The following is a 17184-nucleotide window of genomic DNA, read 5'->3' on the forward strand; positions in this document are numbered from 1 at the left end:
TTAAATTTTAAGTGACAAATTTACAAAATCGAATTTGAATAAAGGTTTTAGAATTCTATAAATTTCCATCTTTATATTACCTTTGTAAGGTAAGGAAGCATATATGAACATACCAAGAACAAGTTACCCAAGAATAGTTATAATTGGTGGTGGTTTTGCTGGAATTTCACTAGCGAAAAAATTATCCAAACAAGAAGTTCAAGTTGTATTATTAGACAAGCATAATTATCATACATTTCAACCTTTATTATATCAAGTATCTACAGGTGGCTTAGAACCAGATTCTATTGCTTACCCTATACGTAAAATACTTAAAGATTTTCCTAATTTTCATTTTAGACTAGCTCATGTAGATGAAATAGAGACTACAAATAATAAGATTATTGCGGATATTGGAGAGCTTAAATATGATTATTTGGTAATTGCTTCGGGTTCTAAAACTAATTACTTTGGAAATGAAACCATAAAAGCAAATAGTATGGCCATGAAAACCATACCACAGTCTCTTAATTTAAGAAGTTTGATTCTTGAAAATTTTGAGGAGGCTTTATTGACTTCAGATTTACACGAACGTAATGCCCTTATGAATTTTGTGATAGTAGGAGGAGGGCCAACAGGTATTGAATTAGCAGGTGCTTTAGCTGAAATTAAGAAAGGTATTTTGCCAAAAGATTACCCAGATTTAGATACGCGTTTGGCACAAATACATGTCATTCAATCTAGTGATTGTATTTTAAAAGGTATGAGTGATAAAGCGTCCCAAAAAGCGGAGGATTTTTTAGAAAAGCTTGGAGTAAATGTTTGGAAGAATGTAAGGGTTACTAATTATGATGGAAAAACAGTCACAACAAACTCCGATTTGACCTTTGAAACGGCTACATTAATTTGGGCTGCAGGGGTTATGGGGGCTACCATAAAAGGCTTGGACGCGGCCGATTTAATGACAAGAGGTAATCGCCTTTTAGTTAATGAATTCAATCAAGTGAAAGGGTTTAGTAATGTTTTTGCAGTTGGAGATATCGCTTGTATGGTTAATGAAGAATTTCCGGAAGGATTACCAATGATGGCACAACCTGCTATTCAGCAGGGCGAACAATTAGGGGAGAATTTGCTTAGGTTCATTGAACAAAAACCTATGAAACCTTTTGTTTATAAAGATAAAGGTGCCATGGCTACCATTGGTAGAAATAAAGCGGTAGTAGATTTAAAGAATTTTAAATTCCAAGGAGTTTTCGCTTGGTATGTATGGATGTTTGTTCATTTGTTTTTTTTGATTGGTTTTAGAAATAGAATGGTTGTATTTGTAAATTGGGTTTACAATTATATTCGTTTTGATAGGGAAGCCAGATTAATTATACGACCTTTTAAGAAGAAGTTAAAAAGCTAATGTCTACAAATCATCCGTAAAATGCCGTTTGCCCTTTTCTTTACTGAATTTATCTTCATTGTAGCTTTTTGAATTTCCTTTTGGTATGGATAACGATTGCCATTGATTGCCTTTTATTAGTTTTCCTAAAAACACAATCTGACCAACATGGTATGGATAATGGGATAGTTGTCTATTAATGGCTTCCATTACCGTATGACCTTGATTTCTAATATAAACAATACGTTCTAAATCAGTTGCGGTCAATTCGTTTAAAGCATGGAATAAACAACACCAACCTTTATCCCAATCTGTAATAAGTTCTTCTTTAGATTTGTACGTATCTTCAAATTCCGCATCACGTTGTCGCCATTCTTTTTCACCATCTTCAGTTAAAAAGTTAGTCCAACGACTCAACATATTGCCAACCATATGTTTAACAATTATAGAAATGGAGTTAGAGTCTTCGATAAATTCTTTTTGCAATTCTTTAAAAGTAAGTTGATTAAAAGTCTTATCTCCTAAGCTCTTATAATATTCAAATTGTTTTATAGCACTTGTTAAAAAACTACTACTCATTTTTTTCAAAATCTATACTTACCGAATTTACACAATATCTAGTACCAGTCTCCGTTGGACCATCATTAAAAACATGACCTAAATGACCACCACAATTAGAGCAAACAATTTCGGTTCTAATCATGCCGTGGCTTTTGTCTAAAACATAATCAACTGTTCCTTTTATAGATTTGTCAAAACTTGGCCAACCACAATGTGCATCAAATTTACTGTTGCTTTCAAACAATTGTTGATGACAGCCCGCACACACATAAGTTCCTTTTTCAAAATGAAGATTAAATTTTCCTGAATGTGGTCTTTCAGTACCTTTTTGTCTTAGAACCCTAAATTCTTCATCAGAAAGTTGTTTACGCCAATCGTCTTCTGTTTTATTTATTTTATAGTTACTCATTTTTTTTGGATAAATTTTAAAGAAACACCATTTATACAATGACGTTTGCCAGTAGTGTTTTTTGGACCATCATTAAAAACATGACCTAAATGTCCCCCACATACAGCACAATGCTCTTCTCTACCATAATAATCTGAACCATTAGAAAAAGCCACGTTCCCTTTAATTTCTCTATCGAAACTTGGCCATCCCGTACCGGAATCAAATTTGTGTTCACTTTTAAAGAGTGGTGTATCACAACCTTTGCAAACATAAGTCCCTTCAGCATAATTTTTGTTCAAAGGGCTTGAAAAAGCAGGTTCTGTTCCATTTTGCCTCAATACATAATATTCCATATCTGTAAGTTGGGCTTCCCACCCGGCGTCCGTTTTAGTCACTTTATTGGTAACCTTGTCTGTTTTGTTTTTCTTTTGAGCATTGCTGTTGCAACTCATTAGGGTTATTATAGCACTTAATATTAATATTTTTTTCATGAAAATTTATTTTTTAGTTCAGTCGAAAATAATTCATAAACATAACGAGAATAATAAAAATTATATAATAAAGAAAATTTTAAATGTAATATTCAAACGGAACGATTTTTGTAATTTTATCACATATTAAAAGATATAATAATGAAACATAAAAACATATTTATAGTTTTAGCAGTATTCCTGCTAGTTTTAGCTTGTGCAACGAATCCTTTTACGGGAAAGTCAACATTGGCATTAGTACCTAACTCTCAAATTTTTCCTTCCTCATTTGCTGAATATAATCAATTTTTAAATGAGAATAAAGTTGTTAAAGGTACAAAAGATGCTGAAATGATTACTAGAGTAGGAGAGCGTATTAAAGCCGCTACAGAGCGTTGGATGAATGCCAATGGACATCAAGGTTATCTTGCCGATTACAAATGGGAATATAATTTAGTGGATGATAAAACCGTAAATGCTTGGTGTATGCCTGGTGGAAAAATAGTGTTTTACACGGGTATTTTACCAATTGCACAAAATGAAACAGCAATTGCTGCTATTATGGGGCATGAGGTAGCTCATGCTTTAGCAAATCATGGGCAGCAGCGTATGAGTGCGGGTATGTTACAACAATTAGGTGCTGTTGCTGGAAATGTGGCCATTAAAGATGAACAAACTAGAAACATGTTTAATCAAGCTTATGGAGTTGGTTCACAAGTTGGGGTGATGTTGCCTTTCAGTAGAAATCATGAGTCTGAAGCCGATAAAATAGGGTTATATTTAATGGCAATTGCGGGCTACAATCCGGATGAAGCTGCTCGATTATGGGAACGTATGAAAGCTAATAGTGGAGGACAATCGACACCAGAGTTTTTAAGTACGCATCCATCTAACGATTCCCGAATTGCAGAGCTAACAAAATTAGCACCTGCTGCCAAAGAGGAAGCAAAAAAGTTTGGAGTAACCTCTTTTAGACCATTAGGAAAATTCTAGTCATATAAAATATTTAATTACTTTTGAAGCTGCTTATAAAAGAGCAGCTTTTTTAATATGACAATTTTAGAAAAAGGAAACAAAAAGCTTTTAAATGCTTGGGCGTTTTACGATTGGGCAAATTCTGTTTATGCCCTTACTATAGCTTCGTCTATTTTTCCCATTTTTTATTCCGCATTATTTTTAAGCGATGTAAAAGTTGTCACTGCTTTTGGAATAGAATTTAAAAGTACAGCACTAATTACTTTTGTAACAGCTTTTACTTTTTTAGTGGTCGCTTTTACCTCTCCTATAATGTCTGGAATTGCCGATTATGTTGGTAACAAGAAAAATTTTATGAAATTTTTTTGCTATTTAGGGAGTATTGGTTGTATTGGTTTGTATTGGTTTGATATTTCACCGGATAAAATTCATTTAAGCCTATTGTTTTATTTTATGGGATTAATTGGCTATTGGGGGAGTTTGGTTTTTTATAATTCCTACTTGCCGGATATAGCATTTCCAGAACAACAAGATAGGGTTAGTGCCAAAGGATTCTCATTAGGATATATTGGAAGTGTTATTTTATTACTATTGAATTTAGGAATGGTACTTTTTCCTCAATATTTTGGATTTGATATTAGTATTTCTGAAACTATAAACAAAACGGGGACTGAAGCAGATATACAAGAAGCCATGACGGCAGCTAAAAATGCAGCGTCTTTTGAAGCCATGAGGGTTTCTTTTATTACGGTAGGTGTATGGTGGGCATTATTTAGTCAATATTCATTCTATTGGCTACCAAAAGGGACTTCATCTGGCCATAAAGTGACGAAAGCGATTGTTTTTAATGGATTAAAAGAGTTAAGATTGGTTTGGATTCAATTGAAGCAAGATTTAAGATTAAAACGGTATTTATATGCTTTTTTTGTATTTAGTATGGCCGTTCAAACCATTATGTTAGTGGCTGTTTATTTTGGAGAAGAAGAAATTGCTTGGGGAGGATCTTCTGAAAAAACCACAGGGCTTATAGGTAGTATTTTAATTATTCAATTGGTAGCCATAATTGGAGCTGTTTTAACTTCAAGAGCTTCAGCAAAGTTTGGAAATATCAAAACTTTGATTTTTGTTAATTTTATATGGATGTCGTTGTGTTTTTATGCCTATTTTATGGAAACGCCTCTCCAATTCTATATAGCAGCATCTTTAGTTGGTTTAGTTATGGGAGGCATTCAAGCGTTAGCCCGATCGACCTATTCTAAATTTTTACCAGACACAAAGGATACGACATCTTATTTTAGTTTTTATGATGTATCCGAGAAAATAGGAATTGTAATAGGTATGGGTATCTTTGCTACTATAGACCAAATAACTGGAAGTATGAGAAATGGGATTCTATTTTTAGTTGTATTTTTTTTAGCAGGAATTATTTTATTGTTTAGAGTGCCTAAGCAAAATGCATAAAAAAAGCAACAATACATGTATTGTTGCTTTTTTTATGCATTAATTTTCAATTAATTATTACTGATACTTCCAGAACCGGCAACTTTAGTGTCCTCTTTTTTCGGATTTCCTTTATAAACAATATCTCCAGAGCCTGCAACTCTTGCTTTTAACTTTTCTGTACTAAACACTTTAGCATCTCCAGAGCCAGCAACTGTAACGTCTGTATTATTTGCTTGTAAATTGAAACTGTTAAAATCTCCAGAACCAGTTAGTTTAGCCTCTAAATTTGAAGTTTGTCCTTTTAATTTTAAATCTCCTGAGCCAGATAAGTTCGCTTTCACTGATGTAGCTTGTATGTCTATCGTAACATCTCCCGAACCATTTAACAAGACATCAAAATTGGATGCATTTATGATATCATTGTTCCATAAATCGCCAGAACCCGTAAGTGATACGGAACTTATTTCCTTAAAAGGAATCGTTACTTTGATGGTTTTATTTTCACTTGGGCTAATATTTGCATGTTCTTTTACTTTTACAATTAACGTATTGTTTTTTGTTTCCGTGATAATATAGTCTAATAAATTTTCTTCACCTTCAATTTTAATATGACCCTCACTACCACTTACTAAAATGTAATCAAAAGATCCTACGCATTTAATGCCATCATATTCCGATGTTGTTCTTGTTATTGTGGTCACGTTACCGTTGCCCTTAATTTTTTTCCACTGTGCGTTTGAGGTGGTTATACAAAGTATAGATGCGATAAATAATACTGTTTGTTTTTTGATGGATGTTTTCATTTGATTGATTTTTTATTTTTGATGATTAATTTTTATAAAACGTTAAACTTCCATAATCTGATGTTATGTTGATGGAATTGCCAGATGCTTTAGTACCACGATACCCCATATAATGCTTGCTAGATGATTCTATGATTTTTTTAGTGAATTCGAAATCACTATCACCATTTAAATTTCCGTAGTCTAAATTTATATCAAAATTAAAACTATAACTAGGGGCATATCCTATTTTGATGCCTACATAATCTGAGTTAATTGAGATGTTTCCTGCATTTTCTGCCATTCTATTAATCTTTATGGAGCCATAATCTGCTTTGATAGCTACATTTTTATAAACATCTCCAATTATGGTCGTTAAGTAGTCACCATTACCATTTACATTATTAACTTTTCCTATATTCATTTTACCATAATCGCAATTATAGGTTATGTTTTCGGATATCTCAATTTTAGAATCTGTATAGTCTGCATTAATCTCTAAATCGTTGGTTTTTGAAACCGTAAACTCACTGTAATCTGCATTAATCTTGCCATTTTTTATATATTCAAAGTAACAGTTTCTTGTATAATCAAAAGATAATGTATTGTTATCACCCAACAATTCTTTAGTGATTATTTTGCCATAATCACAATTTATTTTAGCATGTCCTTTAAGCTTGTCTAAGGTGATGGTGCCATAGTCGTTATTTAAATCTACATTATTAGTAATAGGGAGTTTTATAAGGTAATTTATTTTCATATTTACATTATTATTGTTTCCCCAATTAAACCAAGATTTAGATTTATTACTATTAAAATTAGTCCTTGCTGACACATAATTTTCTGATATTTCAAAATCTACAGTTATCTCATCTAATTTTTTCTGTACCTTTTCTTCATCATTTCCAGAAGTGGTGATGGACACTTCAATTGAAATTTTATTTTCTTCCCAGGTGACGACATCAACATTTCCATAACTATTACTAACTTTTAGAGTTGCGTATTTATTTACTGAAAATTCTTTTTTAATGGTTTTGTTTTTGGTGTGTTTGTCTTTATGGTTTGTATTGGCTAAGACAAATAAGGGAACTAATAACAGTATTAGTAATGTTTTAAATTGTAGTGCTAGTTTCATGTGATTGATTTTTTAATTGTTTTACGATTTTTATTTGATTGATGGTATTTTGTAATATGTTTATTCTGTTTTGAAAGTTTGAAATCATGGCATAAATAACTCTATGGTCATCACCACTTTCATTTAAATCTGTTTTTAAGGTGTCATAATCTTTTTCAAGAATTTTAATTTGATTTAAAGCATCTTGTATTAATTGTTGAACTTCTGGTGAAGACTCTTGTTTGATTTTATTTAATTCTTCATTAATGGAATTTGTAAAAAAGTCTTGAGTTTGTGCCATTTTAGGCGAAACACTAGCCAAACCTCTCTCCTTAGGTTTTTCTTGAAAGCCAATGAAAAGGGCAACTAACAAAATAATGGAGGCAGCCACACCGATTAAAGGTTTAAACAAACGGTGCCATTGATTGGTATTACCCTTAACCATTTTTAGTTTACTTTGATTATTAAGTTTATCTAAAAATCGCTTTGTATGTTCGATGTTTGGTTGTTCAACATCAAAATCTCCTTTTAAGTGGTTGAATAATTGGTCTATATTATCTTTATTCATATGCTCTTTTCTTAATATGTAACTTGTAATTTATTTCTTAAACTTTCTTTTGCCCTAGAAATGAGGGTTCTGCTATTGGCATTAGAAATATTCATGATGTCGCTGATTTCTTCATAATCATAACCTTCAATTAAATTAAGGGTTAAAGCAATTCTATAAGAATCTTTTAAAAGTCGCATGGTATTTATAACTTGTTGCGCTTTTAGGTTTGTATAGTTAAAATCGCTGTCATTATTGGTGCTTATATCTTCAACTTTATACAAAACATCGTCTATAGATGTTTCGTTTTTTTTCAGATTTTTATTGTAGTGATAAATGCTTTTATTTATCACAATTCGTTTTAACCAAGCTCCAAACATAGATGCTTCTTTTAAAGTATCTAACTTTGTAAATGCTTTTAAAAATGAATCTTGCATAATATCTTCAGCTTCAAAACTGTCTTTTACAATTCTTACTGATGTGTTATACATAGCTTTATAATATCGGTTATAAATTTCCAATTGCGCAGATTGGTTTCCAGATATACATAGCTGTATAAGTTGTTCAATGTTTAATGTGGTTGGCATCAAAAAATCAAATTATACATTAAAGATTATAAAGGTTTTTATTTGTTACAGTTTTACAAAAAAAAATCCTACTATCTGATTAGAAAGTAGGATTTATAAATTTATAGACTAAATGAATTTTAAGATTCGGTAGGCTTTTCAGCTTTTTCAACTTTTATTTTAAGTTCATCAGTCGTTTTATCTAAATCGATAAAAATCTTGTCTCCATCTTGTAAATGCGAGGTTATAATTTCTTCCGCTAAAGCATCTTCAACATACTTTTGAATGGCACGTTTTAGTGGTCTAGCACCATATTGTTTATCAAAACCTTTGTCTGCTATATAATCTTTGGCAGAATCACTTAATTCTAAAATATAGCCTAAATCTTTAATTCTTAAGAACAGTTTTTTTAATTCGATATCAATAATTTTGTTGATGTCTTCTTTTTCTAAAGGATTGAATACAACCACATCATCAATTCTATTTAAAAACTCTGGAGCAAACGATTTTTTCAAAGCATTTTCTATAACGCTTTTAGCATTGGCATCTTCTTGTTCTTTTTGGGACATGGTTCCAAATCCAATACCGTTTCCAAAATCCTTAAGTTTTCTAGCACCAATATTAGAGGTCATGATAATTATGGTATTTCTAAAATCAATTTTTCTACCTAAACTATCAGTTAAATAACCATCATCAAGTACTTGTAATAGCATATTGAAAACATCTGGATGTGCTTTTTCGATTTCGTCAAGCAATATCACAGCATATGGTTTACGTCTTACTTTTTCAGTTAATTGACCACCTTCTTCATAACCAACATATCCTGGAGGTGCTCCAACTAATCGTGAAATAGCAAATTTCTCCATGTACTCACTCATATCAATTCTAACAAGAGAATCTTCACTATCAAACAATTCTCTAGATAATACTTTAGCCAACTGTGTTTTACCAACACCGGTTTGACCTAAAAATATAAATGAACCAATGGGCTTGTTTGGGTCTTTTAAACCGGCACGGTTACGTTGAATAGCTTTCACAACTTTAGCCACCGCATCGTCTTGACCAATCACTTTACCTTTTATAAGGTTTGGCAACTCCGCAAGTTTATTGATTTCTGTTTGTGCAATTCTGTTTACAGGAATTCCGGTCATCATAGAGACCACATCGGCTACATTATCTTCTGTGACTATTTCACGGTGTTGTTTGGTGTCCTCTTCCCATTTTTCTTGAGCTAAGGCTAATTCTTTTTCAATACGTTTTTCATCATCACGAAGTTTAGCTGCTTCTTCATATTTCTGTTTTCTTACTACAGAATTCTTAGTTTCTTTAACGTCTTCCAGTTGTTTTTCTAGCTCTAGTATTTGTTTAGGAACTTCAATATTTATAATATGAACCCTGGAACCTGCTTCATCTAAAGCATCAATAGCTTTGTCTGGTAAGAAACGTTCTGTCATATAACGATTTGTAAGCCTTACACACGCCTCAATAGCTTCCGGGGTATAGTCTACGTTATGATGATCTTCATATTTTCCTTTAATATTATTAAGAATTTCGATGGTCTCCTCAACAGAGGTAGGTTCTACAATGACTTTTTGAAAACGACGTTCTAAAGCACCATCTTTTTCAATATATTGTCTGTATTCATCCAGTGTTGTTGCCCCAATACATTGAATTTCGCCTCTTGCCAATGCGGGTTTAAACATATTAGAAGCATCTAAACTTCCTGTAGCACCTCCAGCACCAACAATAGTATGTATTTCATCAATAAATAAAATAACATCATCATTTTTTTCCAGTTCGTTCATGACGGCTTTCATACGCTCTTCAAACTGTCCACGGTATTTTGTGCCAGCAACTAAGCTTGCTAAATCAAGAGTCACCACACGTTTATTGAAAAGAATACGTGATACTTTGCGTTTTACAATTCTTAAGGCAAGTCCTTCAGCGATAGCAGATTTACCAACCCCAGGCTCTCCGATGAGTAAAGGGTTGTTCTTTTTCCGTCTACTTAATATTTGAGAAACGCGCTCAATTTCTTTTTCTCTACCTACAACAGGATCTAGTTTCCCTTCCTCTGCTTGAGCTGTTAAATCACGCCCAAAATTATCGAGAACAGGGGTTTTCGATTTTTTGTTAGTTTTTCCAGTTGGGTTATTGAAGAGATTATCTTTTGTAAGGTCATCGTCATTATGTGAATCATCATCTTGAAAAGATTCAGATTTTGGTTCTATAAAATTATTGTCATTTGTTATCATAGACTTGAATTGTTCTTTAACATTATCATAATCAACTTTAAGCTTATTTAAAAGTTTAGTAGTTGGGTCGTTTTCATTTCTTAAAATACATAAAAGGAGGTGCGCTGTATTTATAGACGTGCTTTGAAAAAGTTTAGCTTCTAAAAACGTCGTTTTTAAAGCCCGTTCAGCTTGCCTAGTAAGATGTAAATTCTTTTTTTGATTGGAAGATACAGCTATGGTTGGGTTTGCAGGACTTAATATTTCAACTTTACGTCTTAAATGATTCAAGTCTATATCAAGAGCATTTAAAATATTAATAGCCTTGCCATTTCCGTCACGCAATAAGCCAAGCATTAAATGTTCTGTTCCAATAAAGTCATGGCCCAAACGAAGGGCTTCTTCTTTACTGTAAGCTATTACGTCTTTTACTCTTGGTGAAAAATTATCGTCCATAAAATACCTTCTTTCTGCAATAAAAATACTAAAACATTTTACTATGGGCAAAAACTATGCCTTAATAATGACTGTGAGCTGCTAATTGACGAAAAAAAGTTTATAAAATCAAAACTTTTAACAGCATACTTATTAACGAAAAAGCATTGGTTGATTGTTAATAAAAACTACGAAAAAGTAGGGTAAAAACACCTTCTTTAACTATTGAAATGCTTATATTAGCACGTTTTGAAATACTCATAAAAACTTAATTAAATATCTATGGCAGAAGGAGAAAAATTGATCCCTATTAACATTGAAGATGAAATGAAATCGGCTTACATTGATTACTCAATGTCAGTCATTGTGTCACGTGCGCTACCAGATGTAAGAGATGGTTTAAAACCTGTTCACAGACGTGTACTTTTTGGTATGCACGAACTGGGAGTTAGAGCAAACACGGCACATAAAAAATCAGCAAGAATAGTTGGTGAAGTTTTAGGTAAGTTTCACCCTCATGGGGACACATCGGTATATGATGCTATGGTTCGTATGGCTCAAGAGTGGAGTTTACGCTATATGTTAATTGATGGGCAAGGAAATTTTGGTTCCATAGATGGAGATAGCCCAGCGGCAATGCGTTATACTGAAGCACGTATGCGGAAAATTGCAGAAGACATGTTGGCAGATATTGAAAAGGAAACTGTAGACCATAAGTTAAATTTTGATGATACTTTACATGAACCGACTGTATTGCCAACTCGTATTCCAGGTCTTTTAGTTAATGGCGCATCAGGGATTGCCGTTGGTATGGCAACTAACATGCCTCCTCATAATTTAACGGAAGTGGTTAATGGCATTGTTGCGTATATTGAAAATAATGATATTGAAATAGACGAGTTAATTAAACATGTTAAAGCACCAGACTTCCCTACTGGAGGAACTATTTATGGTTATGATGGTGTTAAAGAAGCATTTCATACAGGCAGAGGTAGAATCGTTTTACGGGGGAAGGCCGTTATAGAAGAAGTTCAAGGTAGAGAGTGTATCATTGTAACTGAAATTCCTTATCAAATCAATAAAGCAGAAATGATTAAAAAAACTGCTGATTTGGTGAATGAAAAAAAACTGGAAGGTATTGCTACCATTCGTGATGAATCGGATAGAAACGGCATGCGTATCGTGTACGTTTTAAAGCGTGACGCCATCCCTAACATAGTTCTTAATAAATTATACAAATACACTGCATTACAATCGTCTTTCAGTGTTAATAATATAGCACTTGTTAATGGGCGTCCACAGCTATTAAACTTAAAAGAATTAATACATTATTTTGTAGAGCATAGACATGAAGTTGTTGTAAGACGAACTGTTTACGAATTACGCAAAGCGGAAGAACGTGCTCATATTTTAGAAGGATTAATCATTGCTTCAGATAATATTGATGAAGTTATTGCTATTATTAGAGCATCTTCCAATGCAGATGAAGCCCGCGAAAACCTAATAAAACGTTTCGAACTTACCGAGATACAAGCCAAAGCCATTGTTGAAATGCGCTTGCGTCAACTTACAGGTTTAGAGCAAGATAAACTTCGTTCTGAGTATGAAGAATTGATGAAAACCATTCTTGATTTAAAAGATATTTTAGAAAAGAAAGAGCGAAGAATGGAAATTATTAAGGATGAATTAGTGGTTGTAAGGGATAAATATGGCGACGAGCGTCGTTCCAATATTGAATATGCTGGAGGTGATTTAAGTATTGAAGACATGATTGCAGATGAAAAAGTGGTTATTACGATTTCACATGCTGGTTATATAAAACGTACATCTTTATCAGAATACAAAACTCAAAATAGAGGAGGGGTTGGTCAAAAAGCATCAACTACCAGAAATGAAGATTTCTTAGAACATTTATTTGTTGGTACAAATCATCAATACATGTTATTCTTCACTCAAAAAGGAAAATGTTTCTGGATGCGTGTTTATGAAATTCCAGAAGGTAGTAAAACCTCAAAGGGTAGAGCTATTCAGAATTTAATAAACATAGAGCAAGATGATGCTGTAAAAGCATTTATATGTACTCAAGATCTTAAAGATGAAGCTTACATAAATAGTCACTATGTCATTATGGCAACCAAACAAGGTCAAGTTAAAAAAACATTATTAGAACAATATTCTAGGCCTAGAACCAATGGTATAAATGCCATTACGATTAAAGAAGATGATATTTTATTAGAAGCAAGGTTAACAACAGGTAATAGCCAAGTCATGTTGGCTCTTAAATCTGGTAAAGCTGTTAGGTTTGAAGAAGCCAAAACAAGACCTATGGGTCGTAGTGCTTCAGGAGTAAGAGGTATTACCCTTGCCAATGAACAAGATGAAGTCATAGGAATGATTACCATTGAAAAACCACAAGAAGAATCCGTATTGGTTGTTTCAGAAAACGGTTATGGTAAACGTACCTATATTGATGATCCGGAAGATGGAGAACCTGTTTACAGAATAACAAATAGAGGAGGGAAAGGTGTGAAAACGATTTCTATAACAGAAAAAACCGGTAATTTAGTAGCCATTAAAAGTGTCACCGATAGTGATGATTTAATGATTATCAATAAATCCGGTATAGCCATTCGTTTAGCTGTTCAAGATTTGAGATTGATGGGGAGGGCTACTCAAGGTGTTAAGCTGATAAACTTAAAAAACAATGATTCTATTGCAGCAGTTGCTAAAGTAATGCATGATGAAGATAATGTGGATGAAAATATTGTTGATAATGATGGTACCACTGATGGCACAACTCTTGATATTAATATAGACGAAAATAACAGTGAAAATTAAAAACTAAATATTATTAAAAATGAAAAAACAGATTATCATAGCTTTTGCAATTTCAATTAGCGCATTTTCATTTGCACAAAAAAAAGAATTGAAAGCCGTAGAAAAAGCTATTAAAGGAAACAATTATGCTGAAGCTAAATCAGCATTAAAGCAAGCAGAAAGTTTAATGTCTGCTATGGATGAAAAAATGAAAGCTCAATACTATTATTTAAATGCCCAAGCATTATATGCCGGAGGTGCGGGAAGCATGGCAGATATTGATGCTGCTATTGAAAGTTTAGGAAAAGTACAAGGGGGTTATATTGCTGAAAGTAATCAATTGAGACAGACTATGGCTAATAGCATCATAACTAAAGGAAATGGTTTTTACGAGAAAAAAGATTTTTCGACATCATCTAAGTATTTTGAAAAAGCATACAGATTAAGTGAAAAAGACACCTTGTTCTTATATTATGCAGCGGTTACAGCTGTAAATGTTCCAGAGTATGATAGAGCTTTAGCTTTGTATGAAGAACTTAAAAAATTAGGATATACTGGTATAGAGAAGCAGTATTATGCAACAAACAAAGAAACAGGCGAGGAAGATATTTTAGATAAACCTGCTAGGGATTTATATGTAAAATCAGGGACACATACAAATCCAGGTGAGCGTATGACAGAATCAAAAAAACCTGAAATTGTTAAAAATGTGGCTCTTATTTATGTTTCAAAAGGTGATGATGAAAAAGCGATTGCTGCCATTAAAGATGCTAGATCTGAAAGTCCAAATGATATTAATTTAATTTTGTCTGAAGCTAATATTTATTATAAAATGGGCAAGACCGAAGAGTTTAAAAAACTTCTGGAAAAAGCGACTGAAATGGATCCAAATAATGCCGAACTTCAATATAATTTAGGGGTATTATCTGCAGAAGCTGGTGATACCGAAGCTGCAAAAAAATATTATGCCAAAACAATTCAATTAGATCCTCAGTATACCAATGCATATATTAATTCTGCAGCATTAATATTAGAAAAAGAGAAAGTCATCATTGAAGAAATGAATGGTTTAGGAAATTCTGCTAAAGACAATAAACGATATGATGAGTTAATCGAAGTTCGTAAGACGGTCTATATTGACGCTATACCTTATTTAGAAAAAGCTTTGGCAATAGATTCCAAAAATGTTAGTGCAGCTACGACGTTAATGAATATTTATAGCGTTTTAGGAGAAACTGAAAAATATAAAGAAATGAAAGCTAAAGTTGATTCGTTAAACTAGATGGTAGCTTTTATTATTATGTAAATAAAAAAAAGGGGCAAGTATTTGCCCCTTTTTTTATTTCTATTATTTAATTATCAAAAAATATTTAACATAAAAATTAATTATAGTTCAAAAAAATATATATAAAAACATCTATATTTTTAAGTTGTTCGTATATAATTAAAATGGAAGTTAAGGGGAATAATATTCAACTTCCAAATTAAAAAAATAACGGACAAAAATAAAGTAAACACGTACAACAAAAAACAAGTAATCATGGAAAACAACAAAAGTAGTATGGGATTAAAAATAGGTCTAGGAATTGCTTTGGTGCTATTTTTAGCAACTGGTTTTTATACAATGAATCTTTACAAGACCACTAATGAGACTCAAAAAGAGTTAAGTGAAGAAAAACAATTAGTAATGAACGATTTAAATGCTATGGCAAAACAATATGATGTTGCTATAAGCGAAAATAAAGTTGCTAATAAAGATTTAATTGAAGCAAGAGGGCGTATTCAAAGTTTAATAGATTCTTTGAAAATTTCTGAAACTAACGTAAAAAGTTTATGGAAATATAAAAGTCAATATCTTTCATTACAAAAAGAAATGGATGTTTTAATGGCTCAAAATGATTCTTTAAGAGTAAGTAATTCATATTTAGCGACTTCTTTAGATAGCACAAGGGTTCGTTTGGAAGAGCGTAGCATGTTTTCGGATTCATTATTAGTGCAAAATACAGCTTTAGCTGAAGTTGTTGAAAATGCATCTGTCTTAGGAACTGTTGGTTTAAAAGGGTTTGGTGTGATTGAAAGAACATCTGGAAAATTAATTCCTACTGAAAGAGCTAGTCGTACAGATAAAATAAGAGTATGTTTTACTGTTGCAAAAAACAAATTGGTACAATCAGGAGATCAAGAATTGTATGTTCAAGTCATAGACCCAAAAAACAACACTTTGGGATTGAATGAGCAAATAAGCTTTGGAGAAAAAACATTAAACTATAGTATCATTAGCAAATTTAATTATGAAAATGATAATCTTAATGTATGTGAATTTGTAGCATCAAAAGGATCAAACGATTTTGCGAAAGGACGTTATACGGTAAATGTTTTTAATAAAAAAGATTTAGTTTCTACTTCAGAATTTACTTTGAAATAATATATTAAAGCAATTAACTTTAAAAAGCCTGAAAGACATAGTCTTTCAGGCTTTTTTATGCAAGAACACAAAGAACCAAGACGAGTTGAGGTGTTTTATTCCAGTTCATACTATATTTATGTGTCCATTTTTAAATATTTACTATTGAACGTGAATAATGGATAAGAAAAACACTCAAATGTTTAGAGGTAAAGTTACAGGATTCTTTGTAAATTGGATGGTTTTCAGCAAGAATTCACTCAAAACATGGAAAATCATCCTTAATGAATTTGAAAATTATTTGTAATCGATAGATGCCTTTAGAAGTTTGTAAAATAACTCGTTGTTCAAGAAGTAAAATATGTAAGAAGAAGACTGTTCTCTACCAAATGAAGGATTTTGTGCTTCTCAATTACGGTTAGCTGTATGTTCACTAGCAGGGAGCTTTTTAAGTTTTGATTTGCTCCCTGCTTCGGTTCATGACATTCATTACCTAAAAGATATAAAATCACAATTATCAGATTGTGTGCTACTTGGAGATAGAGGTTATCTTTCTCAAAGCATTCAGCTTGATTTGTTTAATGAGGTAAATATTCAATTAGAAACCCCTAAAAGAATCAACCAAAAAGATTATAAACAGCAGTTCTATTGATTTAGAAAATTCAGAAGACGAATAAAAACTTTGTTCTCACAATTATGTGACCAGTTTATGATTAGACGAAATTATGCTAAATCTTTTAAAGGTTTTAAAACAAGGATTCTTGTTAAAATAACCACTTTAACGGACTATACAATATTCGAATAAATTCATCCTCAAGAGAAATATAAATAATCTGAAAGTTAATTTAATTCATGCACTTACAGGTTATCTAATAAACTATCTTTATAAAACCAGTAAGAAAAGTAATTTATTTTGAGGTCATTTATAACCCCATCAACAAATCGGCTAACAAATTGTTTTTTGATATTGTAAATAATCGGTATATAGTATTTTGCAGTAGGTGATAGGCTTCTGCCACCCCGACGAACCTAGAAATAGGAAGTATTAAAACACTGTTAATTGTATGATTATCAGTGTT

Annotated in this window: 14 protein-coding genes and 1 pseudogene; 7 read left to right on the forward strand and 8 right to left on the reverse strand. The window is 32.2% G+C overall.

The genetic code is table 11. From position 1 onward, the window contains the following. The first annotated feature begins 103 nt into the window (after positions 1 to 103). Positions 104 to 1387: an NAD(P)/FAD-dependent oxidoreductase gene (locus DKT72_RS04910; RefSeq protein WP_111307590.1), complete on the forward strand. Its 1284-nt coding sequence runs from the start codon at positions 104 to 106 to the stop codon at positions 1385 to 1387. A 3-nt stretch (positions 1388 to 1390) separates the two neighbouring features. Here the strand turns inward: DKT72_RS04910 and DKT72_RS04915 are convergent, their stop codons facing one another. From DKT72_RS04915 to msrB (DKT72_RS04925), 3 genes are read right to left on the reverse strand one after another with little or no spacing between them, the layout of a single operon-like run. Further along, the gene (locus DKT72_RS04915; RefSeq protein WP_111307591.1) at positions 1391 to 1945 is read right to left on the reverse strand and encodes a DUF1572 family protein; all 555 of its coding nucleotides are present in this window, start codon (positions 1943 to 1945) and stop codon (positions 1391 to 1393) included. Beyond that, positions 1938 to 2336, reverse strand: coding sequence for a peptide-methionine (R)-S-oxide reductase MsrB (gene msrB, locus DKT72_RS04920; RefSeq protein WP_111307592.1), 399 nt, complete (start codon positions 2334 to 2336; stop codon positions 1938 to 1940). The genes DKT72_RS04915 and msrB (DKT72_RS04920) overlap by 8 nt, the downstream gene beginning before the upstream one ends. Then, positions 2333 to 2809: a peptide-methionine (R)-S-oxide reductase MsrB gene (gene msrB / locus DKT72_RS04925; RefSeq protein WP_111307593.1), complete on the reverse strand. Its 477-nt coding sequence runs from the start codon at positions 2807 to 2809 to the stop codon at positions 2333 to 2335. The genes msrB (DKT72_RS04920) and msrB (DKT72_RS04925) overlap by 4 nt, the downstream gene beginning before the upstream one ends. 141 nt (positions 2810 to 2950) lie before the next feature. On the opposite strand from msrB (DKT72_RS04925), the gene DKT72_RS04930 reads away from it, so the two are divergent. Together DKT72_RS04930 and DKT72_RS04935 are read left to right on the forward strand one after the other, a co-directional pair. After that, the gene (locus tag DKT72_RS04930; protein WP_111307594.1) at positions 2951 to 3781 is read left to right on the forward strand and encodes a M48 family metallopeptidase; all 831 of its coding nucleotides are present in this window, start codon (positions 2951 to 2953) and stop codon (positions 3779 to 3781) included. A 57-nt stretch (positions 3782 to 3838) separates the two neighbouring features. Beyond that, positions 3839 to 5224 carry an MFS transporter gene (locus DKT72_RS04935; protein ID WP_111307595.1) on the forward strand — a complete coding sequence of 462 codons (1386 nt, stop codon included), beginning with the start codon at positions 3839 to 3841 and terminating at the stop codon, positions 5222 to 5224. A 50-nt stretch (positions 5225 to 5274) separates the two neighbouring features. On the opposite strand, the gene DKT72_RS04940 is transcribed toward DKT72_RS04935, so the two are convergent. The 5 genes from DKT72_RS04940 to DKT72_RS04960 form a co-directional block, all read right to left on the reverse strand. Further along, positions 5275 to 6009, reverse strand: a complete 735-nt coding sequence (locus tag DKT72_RS04940; RefSeq protein WP_111307596.1) for a head GIN domain-containing protein — start codon at positions 6007 to 6009, stop codon at positions 5275 to 5277. 25 nt (positions 6010 to 6034) lie between these two features. Continuing rightward, positions 6035 to 7123, reverse strand: a complete 1089-nt coding sequence (locus DKT72_RS04945; RefSeq protein ID WP_111307597.1) for a hypothetical protein — start codon at positions 7121 to 7123, stop codon at positions 6035 to 6037. Further along, on the reverse strand, positions 7101 to 7670 hold the full coding sequence (locus DKT72_RS04950) for a hypothetical protein (RefSeq protein ID WP_111307598.1): 570 nt from the start codon (positions 7668 to 7670) through the stop codon (positions 7101 to 7103). The genes DKT72_RS04945 and DKT72_RS04950 overlap by 23 nt, the downstream gene beginning before the upstream one ends. A gap of 11 nt (positions 7671 to 7681) precedes the next feature. After that, positions 7682 to 8236, reverse strand: coding sequence for an RNA polymerase sigma factor (locus DKT72_RS04955; RefSeq protein WP_111307599.1), 555 nt, complete (start codon positions 8234 to 8236; stop codon positions 7682 to 7684). Between the two features lie 119 nt (positions 8237 to 8355). Continuing rightward, positions 8356 to 10905 (reverse strand): ATP-dependent Clp protease ATP-binding subunit, encoded by a 2550-nt coding sequence (locus DKT72_RS04960; RefSeq protein WP_111307600.1) that lies wholly within the window; start codon positions 10903 to 10905, stop codon positions 8356 to 8358. 261 nt (positions 10906 to 11166) lie between these two features. Here DKT72_RS04960 and gyrA point away from each other — a divergent pair, with 261 nt between their 5' ends. The 4 genes and pseudogenes from gyrA to DKT72_RS18360 all read left to right on the forward strand — a co-directional run. Next, a complete protein-coding gene (gene gyrA, locus DKT72_RS04965; protein WP_111307601.1) occupies positions 11167 to 13722 on the forward strand; it encodes a DNA gyrase subunit A in 2556 nt (851 codons plus the stop codon). Positions 13723 to 13741: 19 nt separating this feature from the next. Beyond that, on the forward strand, positions 13742 to 14983 hold the full coding sequence (locus tag DKT72_RS04970; RefSeq protein ID WP_111307602.1) for a tetratricopeptide repeat protein: 1242 nt from the start codon (positions 13742 to 13744) through the stop codon (positions 14981 to 14983). A gap of 258 nt (positions 14984 to 15241) precedes the next feature. Then, entirely contained in the window at positions 15242 to 16126 is an 885-nt protein-coding gene (locus DKT72_RS04975; protein WP_111307603.1) for a DUF8428 domain-containing protein, read from the forward strand. Positions 16127 to 16419: 293 nt separating this feature from the next. Further along, positions 16420 to 16956 (forward strand): annotated as a pseudogene (locus DKT72_RS18360) (IS982 family transposase); the annotation flags it as partial. Positions 16957 to 17184: the final 228 nt, after the last annotated feature.

The organism is Confluentibacter sediminis (assembly GCF_003258355.1).
In the GTDB taxonomy this organism is placed as follows: domain Bacteria; phylum Bacteroidota; class Bacteroidia; order Flavobacteriales; family Flavobacteriaceae; genus Confluentibacter; species Confluentibacter sediminis.

Bases quoted from the DNA above. Each gene is read 5' to 3' on its own strand.
- DKT72_RS04910 (WP_111307590.1), top strand. From the start codon at position 104: ATGAACATACCAAGAACAAGTTACCCAAGAATAGTTATAATTGGTGGT.
- DKT72_RS04915 (WP_111307591.1), bottom strand. From the start codon at position 1,945: ATGAGTAGTAGTTTTTTAACAAGTGCTATAAAACAATTTGAATATTAT.
- msrB (WP_111307592.1), bottom strand. From the start codon at position 2,336: ATGAGTAACTATAAAATAAATAAAACAGAAGACGATTGGCGTAAACAA.
- msrB (WP_111307593.1), bottom strand. From the start codon at position 2,809: ATGAAAAAAATATTAATATTAAGTGCTATAATAACCCTAATGAGTTGC.
- DKT72_RS04930 (WP_111307594.1), top strand. From the start codon at position 2,951: ATGAAACATAAAAACATATTTATAGTTTTAGCAGTATTCCTGCTAGTT.
- DKT72_RS04935 (WP_111307595.1), top strand. From the start codon at position 3,839: ATGACAATTTTAGAAAAAGGAAACAAAAAGCTTTTAAATGCTTGGGCG.
- DKT72_RS04940 (WP_111307596.1), bottom strand. From the start codon at position 6,009: ATGAAAACATCCATCAAAAAACAAACAGTATTATTTATCGCATCTATA.
- DKT72_RS04945 (WP_111307597.1), bottom strand. From the start codon at position 7,123: ATGAAACTAGCACTACAATTTAAAACATTACTAATACTGTTATTAGTT.
- DKT72_RS04950 (WP_111307598.1), bottom strand. From the start codon at position 7,670: ATGAATAAAGATAATATAGACCAATTATTCAACCACTTAAAAGGAGAT.
- DKT72_RS04955 (WP_111307599.1), bottom strand. From the start codon at position 8,236: ATGCCAACCACATTAAACATTGAACAACTTATACAGCTATGTATATCT.
- DKT72_RS04960 (WP_111307600.1), bottom strand. From the start codon at position 10,905: ATGGACGATAATTTTTCACCAAGAGTAAAAGACGTAATAGCTTACAGT.
- gyrA (WP_111307601.1), top strand. From the start codon at position 11,167: ATGGCAGAAGGAGAAAAATTGATCCCTATTAACATTGAAGATGAAATG.
- DKT72_RS04970 (WP_111307602.1), top strand. From the start codon at position 13,742: ATGAAAAAACAGATTATCATAGCTTTTGCAATTTCAATTAGCGCATTT.
- DKT72_RS04975 (WP_111307603.1), top strand. From the start codon at position 15,242: ATGGAAAACAACAAAAGTAGTATGGGATTAAAAATAGGTCTAGGAATT.